18 protein-coding genes are annotated in these 18,750 nt (G+C 64.2%); 10 read left to right on the top strand and 8 right to left on the bottom strand.

Features of this window, described 5'->3' with window-relative positions; genetic code table 11:
* Positions 1-78 precede the first annotated feature (78 nt).
* Both XI06_RS23485 and XI06_RS23480 read right to left on the bottom strand, forming a co-directional pair.
* Complete coding sequence (locus XI06_RS23485; RefSeq protein WP_237861498.1) at positions 79-468, bottom strand: Zn-ribbon domain-containing OB-fold protein; 390 nt, start codon at positions 466-468, stop codon at positions 79-81.
* On the bottom strand, positions 468-1,625 hold the full coding sequence (locus XI06_RS23480; protein ID WP_237861497.1) for a thiolase domain-containing protein: 1,158 nt from the start codon (positions 1,623-1,625) through the stop codon (positions 468-470). Before XI06_RS23480 ends, XI06_RS23485 begins: the two co-directional genes overlap by 1 nt.
* Before the next feature lie 602 nt (positions 1,626-2,227).
* Between XI06_RS23480 and XI06_RS23475 the strand changes: the two genes are divergently transcribed.
* From XI06_RS23475 to XI06_RS23460, 4 genes are read left to right on the top strand one after another with little or no spacing between them, the layout of a single operon-like run.
* A complete protein-coding gene (locus XI06_RS23475) occupies positions 2,228-3,469 on the top strand; it encodes a toxic anion resistance protein (RefSeq protein WP_237861496.1) in 1,242 nt (413 codons plus the stop codon).
* The gene (locus XI06_RS23470) at positions 3,466-3,849 is read left to right on the top strand and encodes a hypothetical protein (protein ID WP_237873513.1); all 384 of its coding nucleotides are present in this window, start codon (positions 3,466-3,468) and stop codon (positions 3,847-3,849) included. The genes XI06_RS23475 and XI06_RS23470 overlap by 4 nt, the downstream gene beginning before the upstream one ends.
* 1 nt (position 3,850) lies before the next feature.
* On the top strand, positions 3,851-4,774 hold the full coding sequence (locus tag XI06_RS23465; RefSeq protein ID WP_237873515.1) for a heavy metal-binding domain-containing protein: 924 nt from the start codon (positions 3,851-3,853) through the stop codon (positions 4,772-4,774).
* 1 nt (position 4,775) lies between these two features.
* Positions 4,776-5,591, top strand: coding sequence for a heavy metal-binding domain-containing protein (locus XI06_RS23460; RefSeq protein WP_237861493.1), 816 nt, complete (start codon positions 4,776-4,778; stop codon positions 5,589-5,591).
* A 140-nt stretch (positions 5,592-5,731) separates the two neighbouring features.
* On the opposite strand, the gene XI06_RS23455 is transcribed toward XI06_RS23460, so the two are convergent.
* Complete coding sequence (locus XI06_RS23455) at positions 5,732-9,223, bottom strand: indolepyruvate ferredoxin oxidoreductase family protein (RefSeq protein ID WP_271606603.1); 3,492 nt, start codon at positions 9,221-9,223, stop codon at positions 5,732-5,734.
* Between the two features lie 282 nt (positions 9,224-9,505).
* Here XI06_RS23455 and XI06_RS23450 point away from each other — a divergent pair, with 282 nt between their 5' ends.
* Positions 9,506-10,717 carry a c-type cytochrome gene (locus XI06_RS23450; protein WP_271606602.1) on the top strand — a complete coding sequence of 404 codons (1,212 nt, stop codon included), beginning with the start codon at positions 9,506-9,508 and terminating at the stop codon, positions 10,715-10,717.
* Here the strand turns inward: XI06_RS23450 and XI06_RS23445 are convergent, their stop codons facing one another.
* The gene (locus XI06_RS23445; protein WP_271606601.1) at positions 10,718-11,362 is read right to left on the bottom strand and encodes a trimeric intracellular cation channel family protein; all 645 of its coding nucleotides are present in this window, start codon (positions 11,360-11,362) and stop codon (positions 10,718-10,720) included.
* A gap of 168 nt (positions 11,363-11,530) precedes the next feature.
* Between XI06_RS23445 and XI06_RS23440 the strand changes: the two genes are divergently transcribed.
* Entirely contained in the window at positions 11,531-11,956 is a 426-nt protein-coding gene (locus XI06_RS23440) for a hypothetical protein (RefSeq protein ID WP_271606600.1), read from the top strand.
* A gap of 63 nt (positions 11,957-12,019) precedes the next feature.
* On the opposite strand, the gene XI06_RS23435 is transcribed toward XI06_RS23440, so the two are convergent.
* Genes XI06_RS23435 through XI06_RS23425 form a run of 3 tightly spaced genes read right to left on the bottom strand, consistent with a single transcriptional unit; the run spans position 12,020 to position 13,564 of the window.
* Positions 12,020-12,829, bottom strand: a complete 810-nt coding sequence (locus tag XI06_RS23435; RefSeq protein WP_271606599.1) for an isocitrate lyase/PEP mutase family protein — start codon at positions 12,827-12,829, stop codon at positions 12,020-12,022.
* A 51-nt stretch (positions 12,830-12,880) separates the two neighbouring features.
* Positions 12,881-13,231, bottom strand: a complete 351-nt coding sequence (locus XI06_RS23430) for an antibiotic biosynthesis monooxygenase family protein (RefSeq protein WP_237861486.1) — start codon at positions 13,229-13,231, stop codon at positions 12,881-12,883.
* 24 nt (positions 13,232-13,255) lie between these two features.
* Positions 13,256-13,564, bottom strand: a complete 309-nt coding sequence (locus tag XI06_RS23425) for an NIPSNAP family protein (RefSeq protein ID WP_237861485.1) — start codon at positions 13,562-13,564, stop codon at positions 13,256-13,258.
* 155 nt (positions 13,565-13,719) lie between these two features.
* Between XI06_RS23425 and XI06_RS23420 the strand changes: the two genes are divergently transcribed.
* From XI06_RS23420 to XI06_RS23410, 3 genes are all read left to right on the top strand, one after another.
* Positions 13,720-14,418: a winged helix-turn-helix domain-containing protein gene (locus XI06_RS23420; protein WP_237861484.1), complete on the top strand. Its 699-nt coding sequence runs from the start codon at positions 13,720-13,722 to the stop codon at positions 14,416-14,418.
* 123 nt (positions 14,419-14,541) lie between these two features.
* Positions 14,542-15,552: an alpha/beta fold hydrolase gene (locus tag XI06_RS23415; protein WP_271606598.1), complete on the top strand. Its 1,011-nt coding sequence runs from the start codon at positions 14,542-14,544 to the stop codon at positions 15,550-15,552.
* Between the two features lie 203 nt (positions 15,553-15,755).
* A complete protein-coding gene (locus tag XI06_RS23410; RefSeq protein ID WP_128966804.1) occupies positions 15,756-16,001 on the top strand; it encodes a GCG_CRPN prefix-to-repeats domain-containing protein in 246 nt (81 codons plus the stop codon).
* Between the two features lie 120 nt (positions 16,002-16,121).
* Here XI06_RS23410 and XI06_RS23405 read toward each other — a convergent pair whose 3' ends face one another.
* Positions 16,122-16,436, bottom strand: coding sequence for a twin-arginine translocation signal domain-containing protein (locus tag XI06_RS23405; protein ID WP_271606597.1), 315 nt, complete (start codon positions 16,434-16,436; stop codon positions 16,122-16,124).
* 260 nt (positions 16,437-16,696) lie between these two features.
* Here XI06_RS23405 and XI06_RS23400 point away from each other — a divergent pair, with 260 nt between their 5' ends.
* Positions 16,697-18,655, top strand: coding sequence for an alpha/beta hydrolase domain-containing protein (locus XI06_RS23400; protein WP_271606596.1), 1,959 nt, complete (start codon positions 16,697-16,699; stop codon positions 18,653-18,655).
* Positions 18,656-18,750 lie beyond the last annotated feature (95 nt).

Genomic DNA, 18,750 nt, shown 5'->3' with positions numbered 1-18,750 from the left:
AGGATGCCCGAAACGCTTTCTTGTCGTGGCCATCCTTCGAGACACTTGCTTCGCAAGCTCCTCAGGATGAGGACCGCCCTAGGCCACCGTAAAGAACGGCAGTGGCGCCCCGTCCGTCGGCTTGAACACCACCTTCACCTTCTGGCCGATCTTCAACTTCTCCAAATCGCAGTCGACGAAGTTGGTCTGCACCGAAGGCCCCTCCTTCAGCGTGACGTAGCCGATGGCGTAAGGACCGGTCGGCGACTTCCGCATCAGGCTCCAGGTATAGATCGTGCCCTCGCCCGAGGCCTCCTCCCACACCGTCTTGTCGGAATAGCAGAACGGGCAGATCGAGCGCGGGAAGTAATGCGCCTCGCCGCACGCGGAGCAGCGCTTGATCATGAACTTGCCCTGCTTGGCTGCGTCCCAGAACGCTGCAGTCTCCGGATTGGTCACTGGGGCCGGATATTTCTTCACTTCACTCATCACACGCGCTCCAGAATGGCGGTCGAGGCAGCGTGGCGAACGCCCAAAAGGCCACCTGTGCCGTGCGCGATGGCGAGATCGCAATTTTTCACCTGCACCTTCGGATGCGCCTCGCCGCGCAGCTGTCTGACCGCCTCGATGATCTTGGTCATGCCGCCGCGGTTGACCGGATGGTTGCTGCAGAGGCCGCCGCCGTCGGTGTTGAACGGCAGCTTGCCGACGCCCGAGATCAGATTGCCGTCGGCGACGAACTTGCCGCCCTCGCCCTTCTTGCAGAAGCCGAGGTCCTCGAGCTGCATCAGCACCGTGATGGTGAAGCTGTCATAGATCGAGGCGTATTTGATGTCCTTCGGCGCGATGCCGGCTTCCTCGAACGCGCGCGGGCCGGACCACACACCGGCTGAGTAAGTGAGGTCGAGATCCTTGCCGCCGCGCGGCCCCTTCATCGCCTCGCCATGGCCGATCAAGCGCACCAGCGGCTTCTTCAAGCTCTTGGCAATCTCCGGCGTCGTCACGATCAACGCGCCGCCGCCGTCGGAGACGACGCAGCAATCCATGCGATGCAGCGGATCGGAGATCATCGGCGAGTTCAAGACGTCCTCGACGGTGACGACGTCCTTGAGCATCGCATGCGGATTATATTGCGCATGGTGCGAGGCCGCGACCTTGATCCAGGCGAGTTGCTCGCTGGTGGTGCCATAGTCGTGCATATGGCGCATGGCACACATGCCATAGGCATTGTGCGTGGTCGCGCCGTAAGCAGATTCAAAATCGACCTCGGCGCCGGCCGCACGCGGCGGCATCACGCCGGTGCGCGGCTTGCCGGCCAGCGTGATCAGCGCGATCGAGCATTTGCCCGCGGCGATGGCTTCGGCGGCATGGCCGAGATGGATGATGTAGGAGCAGCCACCGGTCTCGGTGGAATCGACATGACGCAGCTTCTTGGTGTTGAGGCCGAGATAATCGACCATCGGCCAGGCGCCGCCGGGCGCATCGCCCGCGCAGAAATAGCCGTCGACATCGTCCTTGCTGATCCCGGCATCCTCGATCGCGCCCTTGGCGACCTCGGCGTGAAGCTGGGCGGTGGATTTGTCCGGCGCATGCCGGGTCGGGTGTTCGTAGATCCCGGCAATGTAGGCCTTGCCCTTGATGGTCAAAACAGAGGTCTCCGCTCGCGTTTCTTCTTGGCTCTTTTTTCTGGACCGCTGATGCCCTGTTGGCAAGCGCGGAAATATTCCGTCGGGCGAGAGGGCGGCGGATTGGCGCAAATGCGGTGAGGCTGTCGTGTCCCGGATGCGCTTGCGGCCGGAGCACGAAAGGCTGAGCGAAATCCTAAAGATGTTTTGCCCGACGGCACAAGCAATTTTTCGTTTTATCGAAAACGAACCTGCTGGCCGAAAACAACCCCATGCACAGTAGAACGCCGACTGATTTCGAACAGAAAATCGAAACGCCACGAAGGCAGGCGCCCCCTGTGCCAGTTTCCGGAAAATCGCGGGAACGGGATTCTTTCAGGTCTCGAACCCATCGGTACGGTCGAACCAATTCCCGCGTCCGTCCTACTAACGAACACGACGGGCCTTTCTGTTCAAACGAATCTGCCCGGAAGACGCTAACGGACGAGCAAGCATGTTCAGCGGCCGGTCGGAACCCCTATCCTTGGGCGCTATACGGCCGCCCACGACACGTTTATGTTGCAGCGTCAGAAGCCGCTCCGTTCGCCTGGCCGGGAGACACGGAGCGATCGGTGGAGCTAAGAATGCCCGATAGCAAGCCAGCCGCGCCTCTCGATCTCTCCGTCTTTGACAATCTCGACTCATCGCCGGGACAGGTGCCGGCCGTCGCCCCAGTCCCGCAGCCTTTGACCACGACGGACCCGCGGTTGATGCCGGAACCGGCGCCTGAACGGCTTGTCGAGATCGCCAATCTCAGCGCCGCGGATTTGACGGCCGCCCAAACCTCGGCCGCGAAGGTGGATTTCCGGAACACCACCACCCTATTGGCGCACGGCGATGGAGCACTCGCCGCCATCGCCCAGACATCGCGGCAATTGTTGACGGGCGTCCGGCTCGAGGATGCCGGCGAGGTCGGACGAATTGCCGCGAGTGTGATTGACGGCGTGAACATCCTACGGATCCAGGACCTACAAGCCGAAGCAAGAGGCGATCAGCCGGTCACACGCAAAGGGCTGCTCGGCAAATTGATCGGCGCCGTAGCCGATGCTCGCACTGCGTTCAGCGGCTTCCTGGAGAACCGCAAGAAGTTCCTCGACTTGATGGATGCCGAACAGGCCAAGGCGCGCAAGACCAAGGCGGACCTGACGATTGCAGTCCAGCTGCTCGACCAGCAGGCGCTGGCAGTGCGGCAAAGTCTCAACGACCTGAAGATCGAGATCGCAGCCGGCCAACTCGCGCTCGACCGCGGTCAGGCCGAGCTGGAAACGCTGCGGCAGCATGCGGTCGGAACCGGCGATGCGACTGATGCCGCCGACGTGATGGAGTTTCGTTCGGCGGTCGCGAACTTCCGCGGCAAGATCGCCGAGATGCGGGAAAATCTCGTGGCATCCGCGATGTTGATCCCGATCATCGGACAGAACAAGAAAGCCGCCGAGACCCGGCTCATGAAGATATCGAACGGGATGCTGGTGGTGATCCCGCGCCTGATGGCGGTGGCAAGCCAGGCGGTGGTGCAAGTCGATATTGCGAGGGCCGCTTCCGAATCCGAGAAGCTGGATGAAGCGGCACGGCAAATCACCATCCTGGCCTCGAAGGGCGCGCATGACGCCGCGACCAGCGCCGCCCGCAGCCTGGGTGGCGATCAGCGCAACATCGACGTGCTGGCGCAGGTCGCGGACGAGGCGATCCAGACCATGCACGAGGTCATCGCGATCGAGCGCGAGGTCGCCTCGGGCGACCGCGAACGCGAGGCCAAGCTGACGGCGATCCGCGACCGCCTGGTGCAGGGCATGCAGGGCGTCAACGCCGCGGCGGTGCAGCGGTGACCGACAACCTCAATTTCGACATCCAGGCCGCGTGGCTGCGCAGGTTCAAGTCGGACGCCGAGAGCAATCTCCGCGCCTTCGCACTCAGGCTCAAGGAAGCCCTGCCAGAACTTGTGACGGTCCACGAAAGCCGTGGGCTTTTTTCGCGCAGTGTGAAGACCAGGGGCGTCTCGGTCGAGCTCGGCGAAAAGCGATACAACCTGGAGATCGACGGCGGCCGGCTCAAGGCTAGCATCGCCATGGTGGTTCACGGCGTCGTGCTCAACACCAAGAGCGTCGACCCCGCCGAATGGTTCGCGCGGCTGGCCGAGGAAACCCGGAAGGCCAGCGACTACGCGCGGGCTCTGAGCGGATCGCTCGGCGATTTCATGGCGGGCTGAGATGGGCATTTTCGACATCTTCAAGCAGCCGGATGCCGAGACCCTCGCCCGGCGTGCCGCCCACGACGAACGCATCGCCGACATCCAGGACTCCCTGCAAAGGCGCGAGGTGCCGAAGGTCATCAAGGAGCGGCTGGAGGGCGTACGCAGCGGACGCCGGCCCTGGACCGCCACGCTGACGCCGGCCGAGCTGTTGATCGCGCGATCACATGGGTTGCGCCCGATCGCGGCGATCTCGGCGACCTGCTGGCTGCATTACGGCTGGTCGTGGACCGAGGGTCACGCCGAGGGCTGGCACACGGCCCTGCGCCGGTTGAAGGAAGAGGCATGGACCGCCGGCGCCAACGCAGTTCTCGATGTCAAGATGCGGACGATCCCGCTCGGCATCGACAACAGCATGGATTTCACCCTGACTGGCACCGCGGTCCGCGTCGAGGGATTGCCGCCAAGCGATGACCCGATCGTCGCCACCGTCCCTGCCCTCGAGTTCGTCAAGTTGCTCGAAGCCGACGTGGTGCCGACGGGCCTCGCGATCGGCGCCTACTATGAATGGCTCAACGACTGGCTCAACAACACGAATCTGACGTGGGCGGGCAACATCGAGTCCACGCGGCTGAGCGAGCTCTGGCAGCACGTTCGCCAGCGGGCTCATCAGGAGCTGCGAACCAATGCGCGCCCCCAGGGCAACGGCGTGCTGGCGCATCTCAATTTCAGCGAGATGTTCGAGCGCGAAGGCCAGAACGATCGAAAGCAGTATCTCGCCCGCCACATCGTCGTGGCGACGACCGTCGACGCCAGGCGCGGTGCCACGATTCTTCATGAGGTGCGCATGGTCGTGGACATGCATGACGGCCGCACGCCATTGGTCGGCACTACGCCACATCACCAATCCTACCAGTCCAATGAGTCCGAGGGAGCCATTTGACATGACCGACGAGATGCCGGCGCACGCCAGGGACCGCCTCAAGGGTTTGCGCAGCTCGGCGCATTCGACCGGCGTGTTCACCTCCGATTTTTCGGTCAATGAGTTCTTGCTGGTGCGCAAGGCCGGCTTCGAGCCGATCGGCTTGTGCGTTGGCAGCTGCGTCTACCATGTCGGCATTCAGTACCGCAGCTGGAGCAAGAACCAGGAGCTCGATGTCCTCTCCAAGGCGATGTATCACGCGCGCGAGCTGGCAATGAGCCGAATGCGGGCAGAAGCCACCGCCATGGGGGCAGACGGCATCGTCGGCGTGAAGCTGACGATCAAGCGGCTGGAGTGGGACGAACATCTGCTCGAGTTCATCGCCATCGGCACCGGCGTCGTGCATGGCGAAGGCCATCCCGGATTCCGCGCCCATGACGGCGGCCCCTTCACCTCCGACCTGTCGGGGCAGGATTTCTGGTCGCTGCTGCATTCCGGCTATCGTCCGGTCGAGATGGTGATGGGAAGCTGCGTCTATCACGTCGCCCATCGCGGCATTCTGGCGGGCCTTGGCAGCATCGGGCAAAACGTCGAGCTCGAGAACTATACCTCGGCCATGTACGAGGCGCGGGAGATTGCCATCGACCGGATGCAGTACGAGGCCGAGGCGGCTCATGCCGAAGGCGTCGTCGGGGTCGATATCCACGAAGGCAGCCATGGCTGGCAGACCCATGTGATCGAGTTCTTTGCGATCGGAACCGCCGTGCTGCCGCTCGACCAGGAAATCGCGCCGGAGAAGATCGCCGATCCGATGATGGTGCTGTCGGTGAACGACTAGGGCGCGATCGGTCGCACGCGATATCGGAACGCCGATCCGTAGGGTGGGCAAAGCGAAGCGTGCCCACGTCTTTCAATATGACTCTGACCAAGATCGTGGGCACGGCGCAAGTGCGCCTTTGCCCACCCTACGAGACCGTCCTATTCGGCAGCGATTTGTCTCGGCGCAGGCGGAGGGCTCGCCAGATCGGCAGCGAGCTGGGCGTAGCGGGCCTTGGCATCCGCCACCGCCTTCTCCTTCACCGGGCCGTAGCCGCGGATGCGGTCGGGCAGCGAGAGGAGTTCGACAGCAGTGTCAACCGTGACGGGTGACAGCAGGCCGAGCACGGTGGCGACGTCCTTCTCGTAGCCGACGATCAGATCGCGCTCGAGCTTGCGGTCGGCGCTGCGGCCAAAGATGTCGAAGGGCGTGCCGCGCAGGAACTTGAACTTCGCCAGCGTACGGAACGCCTTCAGCATCCACGGGCCGAAGGCGCGCTTCTTCGGACGGCCGAGCGCGTCGACGCCGCGGCTGAGGATCGGCGGAGCGAGATTGAAGCTGAAGACGTAGTCGCCTTCGAACTGATCGCGGAGCTGCTGCTCGAACGCGCCGTCGGAGAACAGGCGCGCGACCTCGTACTCGTCCTTGTAGGCGAGCAGTTTTGCGTAATTGATCGCGACCGCGCGCGGCAGCGCATCGCCGTAGCCGCCCTTGACCGCGGCGTCGCGGACCTGGTCGACCAGCTTGCGATAGCGCTTGGCCAGGCGGCCGTTCTGATAGGCGGTGAGATGCTTGGCGCGGTGCTCGATGATCTCGTCGAGCGTCATGGCGTCCAGCGACTTGGGTGCTGCAACCTCGTCCGTTCCCTTCAGCATCTCGGCGAGGCGCGCGGGGTCTGCCACCGCAAGGCGGCCGAGGCGGAAGGCCTCCTTGTTCATCTTGATCGAGACGCCGTTGACCTCGATCGCCTGCTCGATCGATTCAGCCGACAACGGGAACAGGCCCTTCTGATAGGCATAGCCCATCATCATCATGTTGGTGGCAATGCTGTCACCGAGCAGCTGCTCGGCCGGCTTGGTGAAATCGAAGAAGACTGAGTCCTTGTGCAGTGCCGTCTCCAGCAGGCCGTTGAGCTTGCGGGTCTGGAAGTTGAAGTCGCGGTTGAGGACGAAATCGGCGGTGGGGATGACGTGGCTGTTGATGATGCCGCGGGTACGGCTCGAGTCGCAGAGCGAGATCGTGTCCTTGGCGACCGCGACCACCTCGTCGGCGGCGAGCACGAGATCGGCCGTGCCGGTGACGATGCGCGAGCAGGTCACCTCGGCCGTATGATCCGACAGGCGGACGTGGCTGAGCACCGCGCCGCCCTTCTGCGCGAGGCCGGACATGTCGAGGATCATCGAGGCCTTGCCCTCGATGTGCGCGGCCATGCCGAGCAGCGCGCCGATGGTGAGCACGCCGGTGCCGCCGACACCGCCGACGGCGATGTTGTAGGGCCTGTCGAGCGTCGGCTTCGAGGTCGGCTCGGGCAGCGCGCCGATGTCAGCGAGCTCCGCCGGCGCGCGGTGACGCGGCTTGCCACCGTCGACGGTGACGAAGGATGGGCAAAAGCCTTTCAGACAGGAATAGTCCTTGTTGCACGACGACTGGTTGATGGCGCGCTTGCGGCCGAACTCGGTCTCCAGAGGCTCGACCGAGATGCAGTTCGACTGCACCGAGCAGTCGCCGCAGCCTTCGCAGACGGCCGGGTTGATCATGACGCGGCGCGCCGGATCCTCCATCAGGCCGCGCTTGCGGCGGCGGCGCTTCTCGGCGGCGCAGGTCTGCACGAACACGATCGCCGACGTGCCCTTGTACTCCCGGCACATCTTCATGACGTTGTCGAGTTCGTCGCGATGATACTTCTTCACGCCGGGCGCGATGGTGTCGGCCGGATAGGCGTCGGGCGTCTCCGAGACCAGATAGATCTCGCGGATGCCTTCGGCGTGGAGCTGGAAGGTGATCTGCTGCGGCGAGAGATCGCCGTCGTGACGCTGGCCGCCGGTCATGGCGACGGCGTCGTTGTAGAGGATCTTGTAGGTAATGTTGGTCTTGGACGCGACTGCCTGGCGGATAGCGAGCAGGCCCGAGTGGAAATAGGTGCCGTCGCCGAGGTTTGCGAAAATGTGGTTCTCGTCGGTGAAGGGCGCGATGCCGACCCATGGCACGCCCTCGCCGCCCATATGGGTGAACGTTTCGGTCGAGCGATCCATCCACAGCGCCATGAAATGGCAGCCGATGCCGGCGAGCGCGCGGCTGCCTTCGGGGACTTTCGTGGAGGTGTTGTGGGGGCAGCCGGAGCAGAAGTAAGGGGTACGAGAAACTGGCGCCGTGGGGATCATCTGCGACGCCTGCCGACCGTTGAACCAGTCGGCCTTGGCGCGGAGCATCTCGGCAATCTCGGGGTTGAGGTTAAGTCGAAGCAGGCGTTCGGTGAGCGAGGTCGCAAGCGAGGCAACGCTGAGCTCGGCGGCGAAGGTCAGGAAGCGCTTGTCGTGCTCGTCCATCTTGCCGACGATGCGCGGGCGAACGTCATCGCGCCAGTTGAACAGCTCCTGCTTGACCTGGTTCTCGACGATCTCGCGGCGCTCCTCGACGATGAAGATTTCCTCTAGGCCGACGGCAAACTGCCGTACGCCTTCCGGCTCCAGCGGCCAGGGCATGCCAATCTTGTAGAGGCGAAGGCCGATTCTAGCGGCGACCTCTTCCGTGATGCCGAGCTCGCGCAGCGCCTGGCGGACATCCTCGTAGCTCTTGCCCGAGGCCATGATGCCGAAACGGGCGTTCGGCGAATCCATGGTGACGCGGTTGACCTTGTTGGCGCGGGCAAAGGCGATCGCGGCAAAGCCCTTGTAGTCCTGCAGGCGGCGGTCCTGCTCGAACCGGTCGTCAGGCCAGCGCAGATTGAGGCCGCCGGGCGGTAGCTCGAAATCGGGCGGGATAATGAAGGGCTTCATCTCGTCGGTGAGGTCGATCTCGGCCGTGGTCTCCACCGTCTCGGTGATCACCTTCATCCCGACCCAGCAGCCGGAATAGCGCGACATCGCGATGCCGAGCAGGCCCATCTCGATCATCTCGTGGATGCTCGAGGGATAGAGATAGGGCATCAGCGCCGAGATGAAGGCATGGTCGGACTGATGCGGGACGGTGGAGGATTTGGCGCCGTGGTCGTCACCGGCGAGGCAGAGTACGCCGCCGTTCTTGGCGGAGCCGGCGGCGTTGCCGTGGCGGAAGACGTCGCCGCAGCGGTCGACGCCGGGGCCTTTGCCGTACCAGATGCCGACCACACCATCATATTTGGCGCCGGGCGAGAGGTTGAGCTGCTGCGAGCCCCAGACGGCGGTCGCCGCCAAGTCCTCGTTCACGCCGGGCTGGAATTTGATGTTGTACTGCTCGAGGTGCTTCCGCGCGGCGAAAAGCTGCTGGTCGTAGCCGCCGAGGGGCGAGCCGCGGTAGCCGGAGATGAAGCCGGCGGTGTTCAGGCCGGCGGCGCGGTCGCGGCGAATCTGTGCCATGGGCAGACGGACCAGGGCCTGGATGCCCGTCGTGAAGATATGGCCGGTGTCCTGGGTGTATTTTTGATCGAGACTGATCGGACCCTGGTTGATGCCCATTCTTGTCCTCTTCCGCCCTTATGAGCGTTTGGCTGCTTAAGCCGTTGCCTGCCCATTGCTTTTAGCTAGGGCACGCCGACCACCTCTGCCACTCTATGTCGGATATTTAACCCGGCGCATCACAAATCTGGCCCATCCGTGGCGGCAGGAAAAAAACGCAATTTCGTGGCCGGAAAGGCATTGGCGATTTTCAGTTTGTGTCACCATACCCCCGCTGTCGCGAAACGACATGACGCCGTTATGATCCGGCTGTCGATTGAGGGGCGCAGGAGAAGGCATTCGATGCGGACGATTCTGGCTGTTGCACTGTTGTGCAGTGCGGTTACGAAGGCCGCCCTCGCCGCCGAGCCGTCGCCCGAGCTGATCGCCTATGGCAAGACGCTGGTCGAGGCCGGCGACTGCGCGGGCTGCCACACCGCCGATCCCGCCAAGCCGTTCGCCGGGGGCAAGCGCATCGACACGCCTTTCGGTGCGATCTATGCGCCGAACCTGACCCCGGATCGCGACACCGGCATCGGCGCCTGGCAGGACGCCGATTTCACCCGCGCCCTGCGCTATGGCACCAAGCCGGACGGCTCGCTGTATTATCCGGCGTTTCCCTACCCCTACTTCACGCGCATGACCAAGGACGACACGCTGGCGATCCGCGCCTATCTCGGCACCCTCGCGCCTGTGACCAGCCGCAACAAGCCGCCGGAGCTGCACTGGCCGCTCAACTATCGCTTCCTGATGCGCGGCTGGAATTTGCTGTTCTTCACGCCCGGCCTGTTCGAGCCGGACCAAAGCAAGAGCGCGGCGTGGAACAGGGGCGGCTATCTCGTCACCGGCCCCGGCCATTGCGGTGCCTGCCACACGCCGAAGAACTATTTTGGCGCAGACAAGACCGCGCAGGCGCTGGCCGGCAGCCAACTCGGCGGCTGGTACGCGCCGCGGCTCGATGGCGCCACGCGCACGGGGTTGCAGTCGTGGAGCGCGGACGACATTACCGAATATCTGCAGAGCGGCCGCAACGCCAAAAGTCATGCCGGCGGCCCCATGGCCGAGGTGATCGTCGGCTCGACCTCGAAGATGAGCGATGCAGATGTGCGCGCGATCGCGACGTATCTGAAAGACCTGCCGCCGGTGCGGCGCGAGCCGAAGGTGACGCCGCCCGATGAGGCCGAGATGAAAGCCGGCCAGGCCGTCTACGCCAAATTCTGCATCGCCTGCCATGAAGCCGACGGCTCCGGTGCGCCGCGAATCTATCCGCCGTTGCCGGGCAATGCGCTGCTGCAATCGATCAATCCGTCGTCGACCTTGCGCGTCATCCTCGACGGCGCGCACACCGTGACGACGCCGCGCGCGCCGAACACCGGCGAGATGCCGGGCTATGCCAAGCAATTGTCGGACGAGGAGATCGCGGCGGTGACGAACTACATCCGCAATTCCTGGGGCAATGCCGGCCCACCGGTGACGCCGGCGCAGGTAGCAAAGGCGCGCGGGCAAGAGCCGTAGCTACTTCTCCTCGTCTCCCGTGAACACGAATTTCGGCATCTCCCATTTGTAGCGCACGGCGAGGAGACGAAAACTGATGCCGAGGACGAAGGTCAGGATGGTCCAGAGCTCCGCGTTGGGCTTGAGCCCGAACGCCGTGGCATAGAACAAGCCCGTCACCACCGAGACGCTGGCGTAGAGCTCGGAGCGAAACAGCAGCGGCACGTCGTTGCAGAGCACGTCGCGGAGCACGCCGCCGGCACAGCCCGTCACCATGCCGGAGACGATCACGATCGGCAGCGATGCATCCATCTGCCAGGCGATGTCGCAGCCGGTCATGGTGAAGACGACGAGGCCGATGGCATCGAGCACGATGAAGGCAAGCTTCAGCCGGTGCACGAGACGCGCGAACAAGATTGTGAGGAAGGCCGCGCCGCCGGCGAGCGCGAGATAGATCGGGTTCTGCACCCAGGCCAGCGGATAGTGCCCGAGAAAGAGGTCGCGCAGCGTGCCGCCGCCGAGTGCGGTGATGCAGCCGAGGAAGCAGACCCCTAGCCAATCCATGCTGCGGCGGCCGGCGGCGAGTGCGGCGGTCATGCCTTGCGCGGCAACTGCAACCAGAGAGAGGAAATGCAGCACGCTATCGCTCGGTGGCAGGCTCCACATCGCTTTGTTCCCTCATCCCCGGCCGCGGAACTTACGTCTTTGGTTCCCCGCGGAACAGGTTCCCGATTCCCGGCGCGGGGGCAACATGCGACGAAAGTATCGGAGAACGCGGAACAGAATCTTGGATTTCCGGGTTGTCACGCCGCAATAAACGAGGAGACCCAATCGATGGCTGACGACCGTTTTCCCAACGATCCGTACCGCCCGAACCTCGCCGACGATGAGTATCTTCGGGCGACGCGCCGGGATGCCGACCTCCAGGCTGATCCAGAGCTCGGCGAAGGCCCCGCCTCCAGCGGCAAGATCGCGCTGTTCGCGGTGGCTATCGCCCTGGTGCTGGGCGCCGTGTTCTATGGCTTGAACAACACCAGTACCGGCAACCAGGCGAGCAATACGCCTGCGACACAGACCGCGCAGCAGACGGCTCCGGCTAACCCCGCCGCACCTCCCGGCATGCGTGACGTGACGCCGCGCAACAACACTGCGCCGGGCGTGACCACGGGTGCCGCGCCGGCCAAGCCGGCCGCTCCGGCGGATACGCCTGCGGCCAAGCCGGCGCCGGACACGAAGACGCCGTCTGAGGGCGCCAAGTAACGATTTGCAACGACGTGCAACAGCGGCGGGATCGAAAACTCCCGCCGCTGTTGTCTTATGGCGCTAGCTGAACATCTTGTTGAGCTCGCCGCCGGAATAACCGCTGGCGAGTTCGCCAAACGTACCCTTCTCCGCCATCTCCTTCGCCGCGCGCATGAAGCCGCCCCAGGCGGCGCGGGCGAGCGAGCCGCCGACGCTGATGCGGCGCACGCCGAGATCTTCGGCTTCCTTCAACGACAGGCCGGAGCCGCCGATCAGCAAATTGAACGGCTTGGGTGCAACGGCCTTCACCACCCCGGCGATGTCCTCACGCGTCTTCAGGCCCGGCGCGTAGAGGCAATCGGCACCGGCATCCGCGTAAGCGGTGAGCCGGTCGATGACGAGCTTGAGATCGGTGATGCCCCACAGATAAGCCTCGCAGCGACCGACCAGCAGCGTGTTGCTGTCGCCGATCGCCTTGCGCGAGGCCTTGATGCGCTCGACCGCAAGCGCGCGATCGTAGAGCGGCTTGTCCTTGTCGCCGGTGGAATCCTCGATCGACAGGCCCGCGACGCCGGTGCGCACGCCGCGCTCGACATTATCCGCGACCCTGTCCGGCTCGACCGCAAATCCGCCCTCGAAATCCGCGTTCACGGGAATATCGACGGACGAGCTCAATGCTGCCAGATGCTGACAGACATCCTCGACCGTGACGCGGTTGTCGGCCTTGCCGATGGTCCAGGCAAAGCCCGCGCTCGACGAGGCGATCGCCTTGAAACCGAGATGCTGCAACGCCTTGGCGCCGCCGACATCGACCGGATTGGGCAGGATGAAGCATCCGCTCTCGTGCAGCTTCCTGAACGTCGCGCGCTTGTCAGCGGTTGTCACGTGCATGTTTCTCTCCCTTGTTGGCCGCGCAGAGATAGGCACGCTTATTGAAACGCGCTAGTGCGCATCGTGCACGGCGCGGCTGTCCTTCGGCGCCTGCGCGCGATCGGTCATGCCGTAGTCCCTGATTACGCTGGCGATGCGCAGGTGATAGTCCGCAAAGATCTTTGCTCTGCCCTTGGCTTGCGTGCGGCGGTGCTCCATCGTGTTGCGCCAGGCTTGCACCGCGGCCTCGTCCCGCCAGAATGACAGCGACAGCACCTTGCCCTTCTCGGTGAGACTCTCGAACCGCTCGACCGAAATGAAACCGTCGATGGTTTGCAAGATCGGCTTCAGATCGGCCGCGAGGTCGAAATAGTCCTGGCGATGGTCCGGCTTGGGCCAGACCTCGAAGATCACAGCGATCATGGGCATCTCCTTCGCGTTGATGGCCTAGACTACCACCTTGCGCAGGAAGGTGCGCTCTTCCGCAAGGATGAATTTATTGTCCTCGGCGAAATGGAAGTTCGCCATGCCTTCGGCGTCCTGCCGCAGCCGCGCGCGATAGGCCTCGTAGGCGGCAAGACTCTCGAAGGTGATCAGCGCGAAGGCGATGTTGTTGGTGCCTTCATGCGGCATGAAATAGCCGATCAGGTCGCCGCCGCACTTCGGAATGATGCTGAGCCAGCGCTTCGAATACTCCTCGAACTGCGCGCGTTTGAAGGGATCGAGCTGGTAGCGGATGAAGACGGTGACGGACATGTTGGGCTCTCCTGACGTTTTCTCGGCCATCGCGAAAAGCGCGAGCAACACCGTCGCCGCTGAAGCATCCTGGATTGCTTCGCTGCGCTCGCAATGACGATGTGGTGAGAGAGTACTGGCTTGCCCGACCACAATGCTTCGGCTACCATCGAAGCATGAAATCAGGACCCGACATCGCCATGGTCGCCTCGCTGGTCGGCGACCCCGCCCGCGCCAACATGCTCACGGCGCTGATGAACGGACGCGCGCTCACGGCGAGCGAGCTGGCGCAAGAGGCCGGCATCACGCCGCAGACCGCGAGCTCGCATCTGGCAAAACTCGAGGCCGGCGGGCTGGTCGAGCCGGAGAAGCAGGGCCGCCACCGCTACTATCGCCTCACCGACGACGACGTCGCCGGCGTGCTCGAAGGCCTCGCCGGCCTTGCGGCACGCACCGGCCATATGCGTGTGCGCACCGGGCCGAAGGATCCGGCGCTGCGCCGGGCGCGGATCTGTTACGACCACCTCGCCGGCGACCTCGGCGTGCAGATGCTGGACTCACTTCGGTCGCGAAACCTGGTGAAGCAGAAGAAGCAGGATATCGAGCTGACGGCCGAGGGCGAGCGCTTCCTCGCCAAGAATTTGCAGATCTCGCCCGACATGCTCAGCCATCCGCGCCGCCCGGTCTGCAAGGCCTGCCTCGACTGGAGCGAGCGGCGCCACCATCTCGCCGGCACACTCGGGGCTGCCATGATGCAGCGCTTCGCGGAACTGAAATGGGCCGCGCGCGACACAACACCCGGCAGCCGCGTGGTGAATTTCACCCGCACCGGCGAGAAGCAGTTTGCGGCGCTGTTCGGGAACGGCAAGGACTGATCACGCGAGATGAGTGACGGCACACAATCGCGTGTGAACTGTCACCGTCGTCATGGCCGGGCTTGACCCGGCCATCAACGCGCTTATGCGAACGATCATCCCGTCGCCGTCAGAGACGTCCCTATGATCCGCATCCTCCCGGCCGCGCTCGCCGCAGCCTTCCTCATTTCCCCACTCACGACCGCACGCGCCGCCGACACGCCCCAACGCGAGCCTTACGGCATTGCGCTCGAAGGCTTTGCCTATCCCTATCCCGTGCATCTGCTGCCTATCGTCAATGACGGCGAGCAGCTCAGCATGGCCTATATGGACGTCCCACCAGCGCAGCCGAACGGCCGCACTGTCGTGCTGCTGCATGGGCGCAATTTCCCGTCGAGCTACTGGGCGCCTGTCATCAAGATGCTCAACGAGGCTGGCTATCGTGTGGTGGTGCCGGACCAGATCGGCTTCGGCAAATCTTCCAAGCCCGTGGGCGAGCTGCATTTCGACACGCTGGCGCGCAACACCATCGCGCTGCTCGACCAACTCAAGATCGACAAGGCCGACATCGTCGCGCATTCGCTCGGCGGCATGCTGGGCGTGCGCATCGCCCGCGCCTACCCTGATCGTGTCGCCCATCTGGTGCTGACCGCGCCGATCGGCCTCGAAGACTACCGTCTCTACGTGCCGCCGACGCCGACCGAGAAGATGATCGAGACCGAGGACAAGCTCACCGCCGACGGCTACCGAAAACAGCTCCAGACCAATTACGCGATCAAGTTGCCGCCTGAGGCGATCACGCCCTTCATCGACGCCCGCTTCAACATCAAAGGCAGCCCCGACTATCCGCGCTGGCTGCGCGCCTTCGTCTCATCCGGCCAGATGATCTATCGCGAGCCGGTCGCACACGAGATAGCTGAGATCACCGAGCCGACGCTGTTCATCATGGGCGCCGACGACCACAACGCGCCGGGCCGGCCGAATGCGCCGGAGGCGTTGCGCGCAAAGATGGGGCAGAACGCCGAGCTTGCAAAAGCGTTTGCTGCGAAGATGCCGAATGCGCGCGCCGAGGTGATCCCAGACACGGGACATCTCGTCTTCCTGGAGGCGCCCGAAAAGTACAAGGAGCTGGTGCTTGGCTTTCTCGGCCGCTAGCGCCCATGTCATGTCGCGTAGGGCAGTACGGGAAAATGTTCATGCCGCATTCAGGTCATGATTGGCAGGTTTGGATCGCGACGCATCGGCACGTGTCCAAATTTAATGTGTCGAATCGTGTCTTTTGATTCATTGTGCGCCGCAAGCGCCAATCCCTAGAGCCTGCCTCAAGAATTTCCTCCGAGAACGAGAAGGACGATCAAATGAAATATCTGTTTGCCGCCGTGATGCTCGCCAGCGCGGTCGTTGGTTTCAGCGAAGCGGCGAGCGCCGCGGGTGGTTGCGGCCCGGGCTGGTACCGCGGCCCCTATGGGGGCTGCCGTCCGATGCGCGGTCCCGTTGTCGTGGCTCCCGGCCCGGTCGTGGTCGCCCCGCCCGTCGTCGTCGTGCGTCCGCGCGTGTGCCCCTATGGCTTCCGCTGGTACGCCGGGCGCTGCCGTCCGTTCTGATCGCTCGCATTTGCGAATTGGCCGCGCGGCATTGGCTCGCGCGGTCATTTTCTTGAGACGCACAGACAAATCAAAAGGGGATCGCAATCGCGATCCCCTTTTTCAGTCCAGGCGCGGACGTTACCAGTGACGCCAGTGGCGGCGATGCCAGCGACGGCGCCAACCCCAATGACGGTGACGCCAACCCCAGTGCCGGTGGTGCCAGCCCCAGTGACGGTGATGCCAGTGGCCGTGACCCCAGCGCACCTGCTCGGGCTTGAGCTGGGCTGCTTCCTCGCTGGTGGTGACGGCGGGATGAGCGTCCGGATTGGCTGATGGCATGCTGCCATTTCCCAGCACCTGCGGCGCCAGCGGCGCGGCCTGCGCGGCGGCGGCGAACGCGGCAGCTCCTGCCGCGACACCGAATGCAAGTTTCAAAAAGTTCCGGCGCTCCATGACCTAATCCTCTGATTCATCGATCGAGTGATGCAGAGGAAGTGTCGCGGCGACGACATGAACTGCCGCTGAATCGCGCGTTCAGATTCGTTGCAAGGCGGCGCGTTTTTCGGCATCGGTGATGATGGCGCGGCCGACGAAGTAGGCAGCGGGCATCGGATTTCCTCCTGTTGTTTGGCCGCAGCATAGCTTGATATAGTGCCGGCAACAAAAAGACCGCGCGACGAAACATGAGCGCGCGACATCAGGGAAGGGCCGCCATGCGCAGGATCGTCACGAGCCTCATCGGGATCGCTTGCCTCTTCCCCCCGGCCTCGCGCGCCGAGATCGTCCGCTTCGACATCATTGAACGCGTGCCAGCCTTTGCCGGGCGCAGCTTTGGCAATGTCGGCACCTATGAGCGCATCACCGCGCGCGCGATCTTCGCGCTTAATCCGGCTGATGAGCGCAACGCCGTCATTACCGATCTTGCGCTCGCCCCGCGCAATGCCGACGGCAAGGTCGAGGCCACCGCCGATGTCGTGATCCTCAGGCCTAGCGATCCCACCCACGGCAACGGCACGCTGCTGCTGGATGTGCCCAATCGCGGCCGCAAGCTCGCACCGCAATTGTTTGACGATTCCGCCCAGCCCGGCGCCAACAATGCCGACAAGGCCGAGGATGCCGGCATCGGCTTCCTGCATCGCCAGGGCTATACGATGGTCTGGGTCGGCTGGCAGGGTGACATCCCGTCCAAGCCCGGGCAGCTCGCGATGAGCGCGCCGATGATCAAAAGCATCACAGGCCCTGCACGCGAAGAGGTGATCTTCGACAACACCACGAGTCCCGCACGCGCAAAGCTGACCTGGCCCGCGGCGGACGCCGCCAACCTCAACGTCACCGTGCGCGCGGCCTGGGCCGATCCGCGGCAGACGCCACCAGGCCTTTCTGCCAAACTCGTCGATCCCGCGACCGTGGAGATCACCAGGCCCGACGGCTTTGATGCCGGCGCGCTCTACGAGATCACCTACACCGCGCGCGATCCGGTGCCGCTCGGCATGGGCTTTGCCGCCGTGCGCGATGTCGTCAGCTTCCTCCGCCACGACGAGACGCCAGCCAACCCGCTGCTCGAAGGCCTGCATCCCTCGGTCAGCCGCGCCATTGGCTTTGGCGTCTCGCAATCCGGCCGCTTCCTGCGAGACTTCCTCTATCTCGGCTTCAACGAGGATCTGCCGGGCCGGATGGTGTTCGACGGATTGATGCCGCACGTCGCCGGCACGCGGCGGATGGCGACCAATGTCCGCTTCGGTCAACCTGGTCGCAACCCGCGCCATATGCAGGATCCGGCGTGGCAGGCCGATCTCTTCCCCTTCACCTATGCAAGCCTCAGCGATCCCTATTCCGGCAAGACCGACGGCCTGCTCCGCCGATGCTCGCTCTCTGCGACCTGCCCGAAGGTGATGCAGACCGACAGTGAGCACGAATGGTGGGCCTCGCATGCCTCGCTGCTGGTCACCGATCTCGCCGGCAATCACATCGACCTGCCGGACAACGTCCGCGCCTACATGATCACGGGCACGCCGCATTTCGCGGAAGCCGCTGACGTCATGAAGAAGGGCTTGCCGGCAATGTCGCTGCCGCAGAATCCGATGCATGCGGGCATGCCGATGCGCGCGCTGCTCACCGACCTCAACGCCTGGATCAGCGACGGCACCAGGCCGCCCGCAAGCCGCGTTCCCATGCGTGCCCACGGCACGCTTGTGCCGGCGCAAGGCGCGGTGCCGACCGATATCCCCGGCCTGCCCTATGCCGGCATCCACACGCTGGCCGCCTTCTCCGACCAGAGCGTGCTGCCGCCCAAGGAGATCGGCCGCTATCCCGTGTTCGTGCCAAAGGCGGATGATGACGGCATGGCCATCGCAGGCATTCGCCAGCTTGCGCTGGCCGTGCCGCGCGCGACCTACACCGCCTGGAATCCGCGCGCGCAAGGTTTCGGCCCGACCGCGCTCTATCCGCTGCAAGGCGCGGTGGTGCCGTTCGCACCCACGGAAGCGGCGCGGAAGGAGGTGCACGACCCCAGGCTGTCGATTGCGGAGCGATATGCAGACGACGGCGCCTATGTGGCTGCGGTGAAGCGCGAGGCCGCACGGCAGATCGCGGAGCGGACTCTGCTGCCGGAGGATGCGGAGCGTGCGGTTGAGGCCGCAAAACAAGGCAAGCTGGCGAAGCTCGGGCCGTAGCGGACGTGTGCGCCGGCCTCGGCATCACATCAGCTTGATCGGTGCGTCGCCTTGCGAACCCTGCTCACGAAGCGTAGCCTTTCACCACAGGTCGT

This window comes from Bradyrhizobium sp. CCBAU 11434 (genome assembly GCF_028128895.1).
Taxonomy (GTDB): domain Bacteria; phylum Pseudomonadota; class Alphaproteobacteria; order Rhizobiales; family Xanthobacteraceae; genus Bradyrhizobium; species Bradyrhizobium zhengyangense.
Note: the sequence above shows the minus strand (reverse complement) of the source record. Positions and strands in the feature narration are given on the sequence as shown.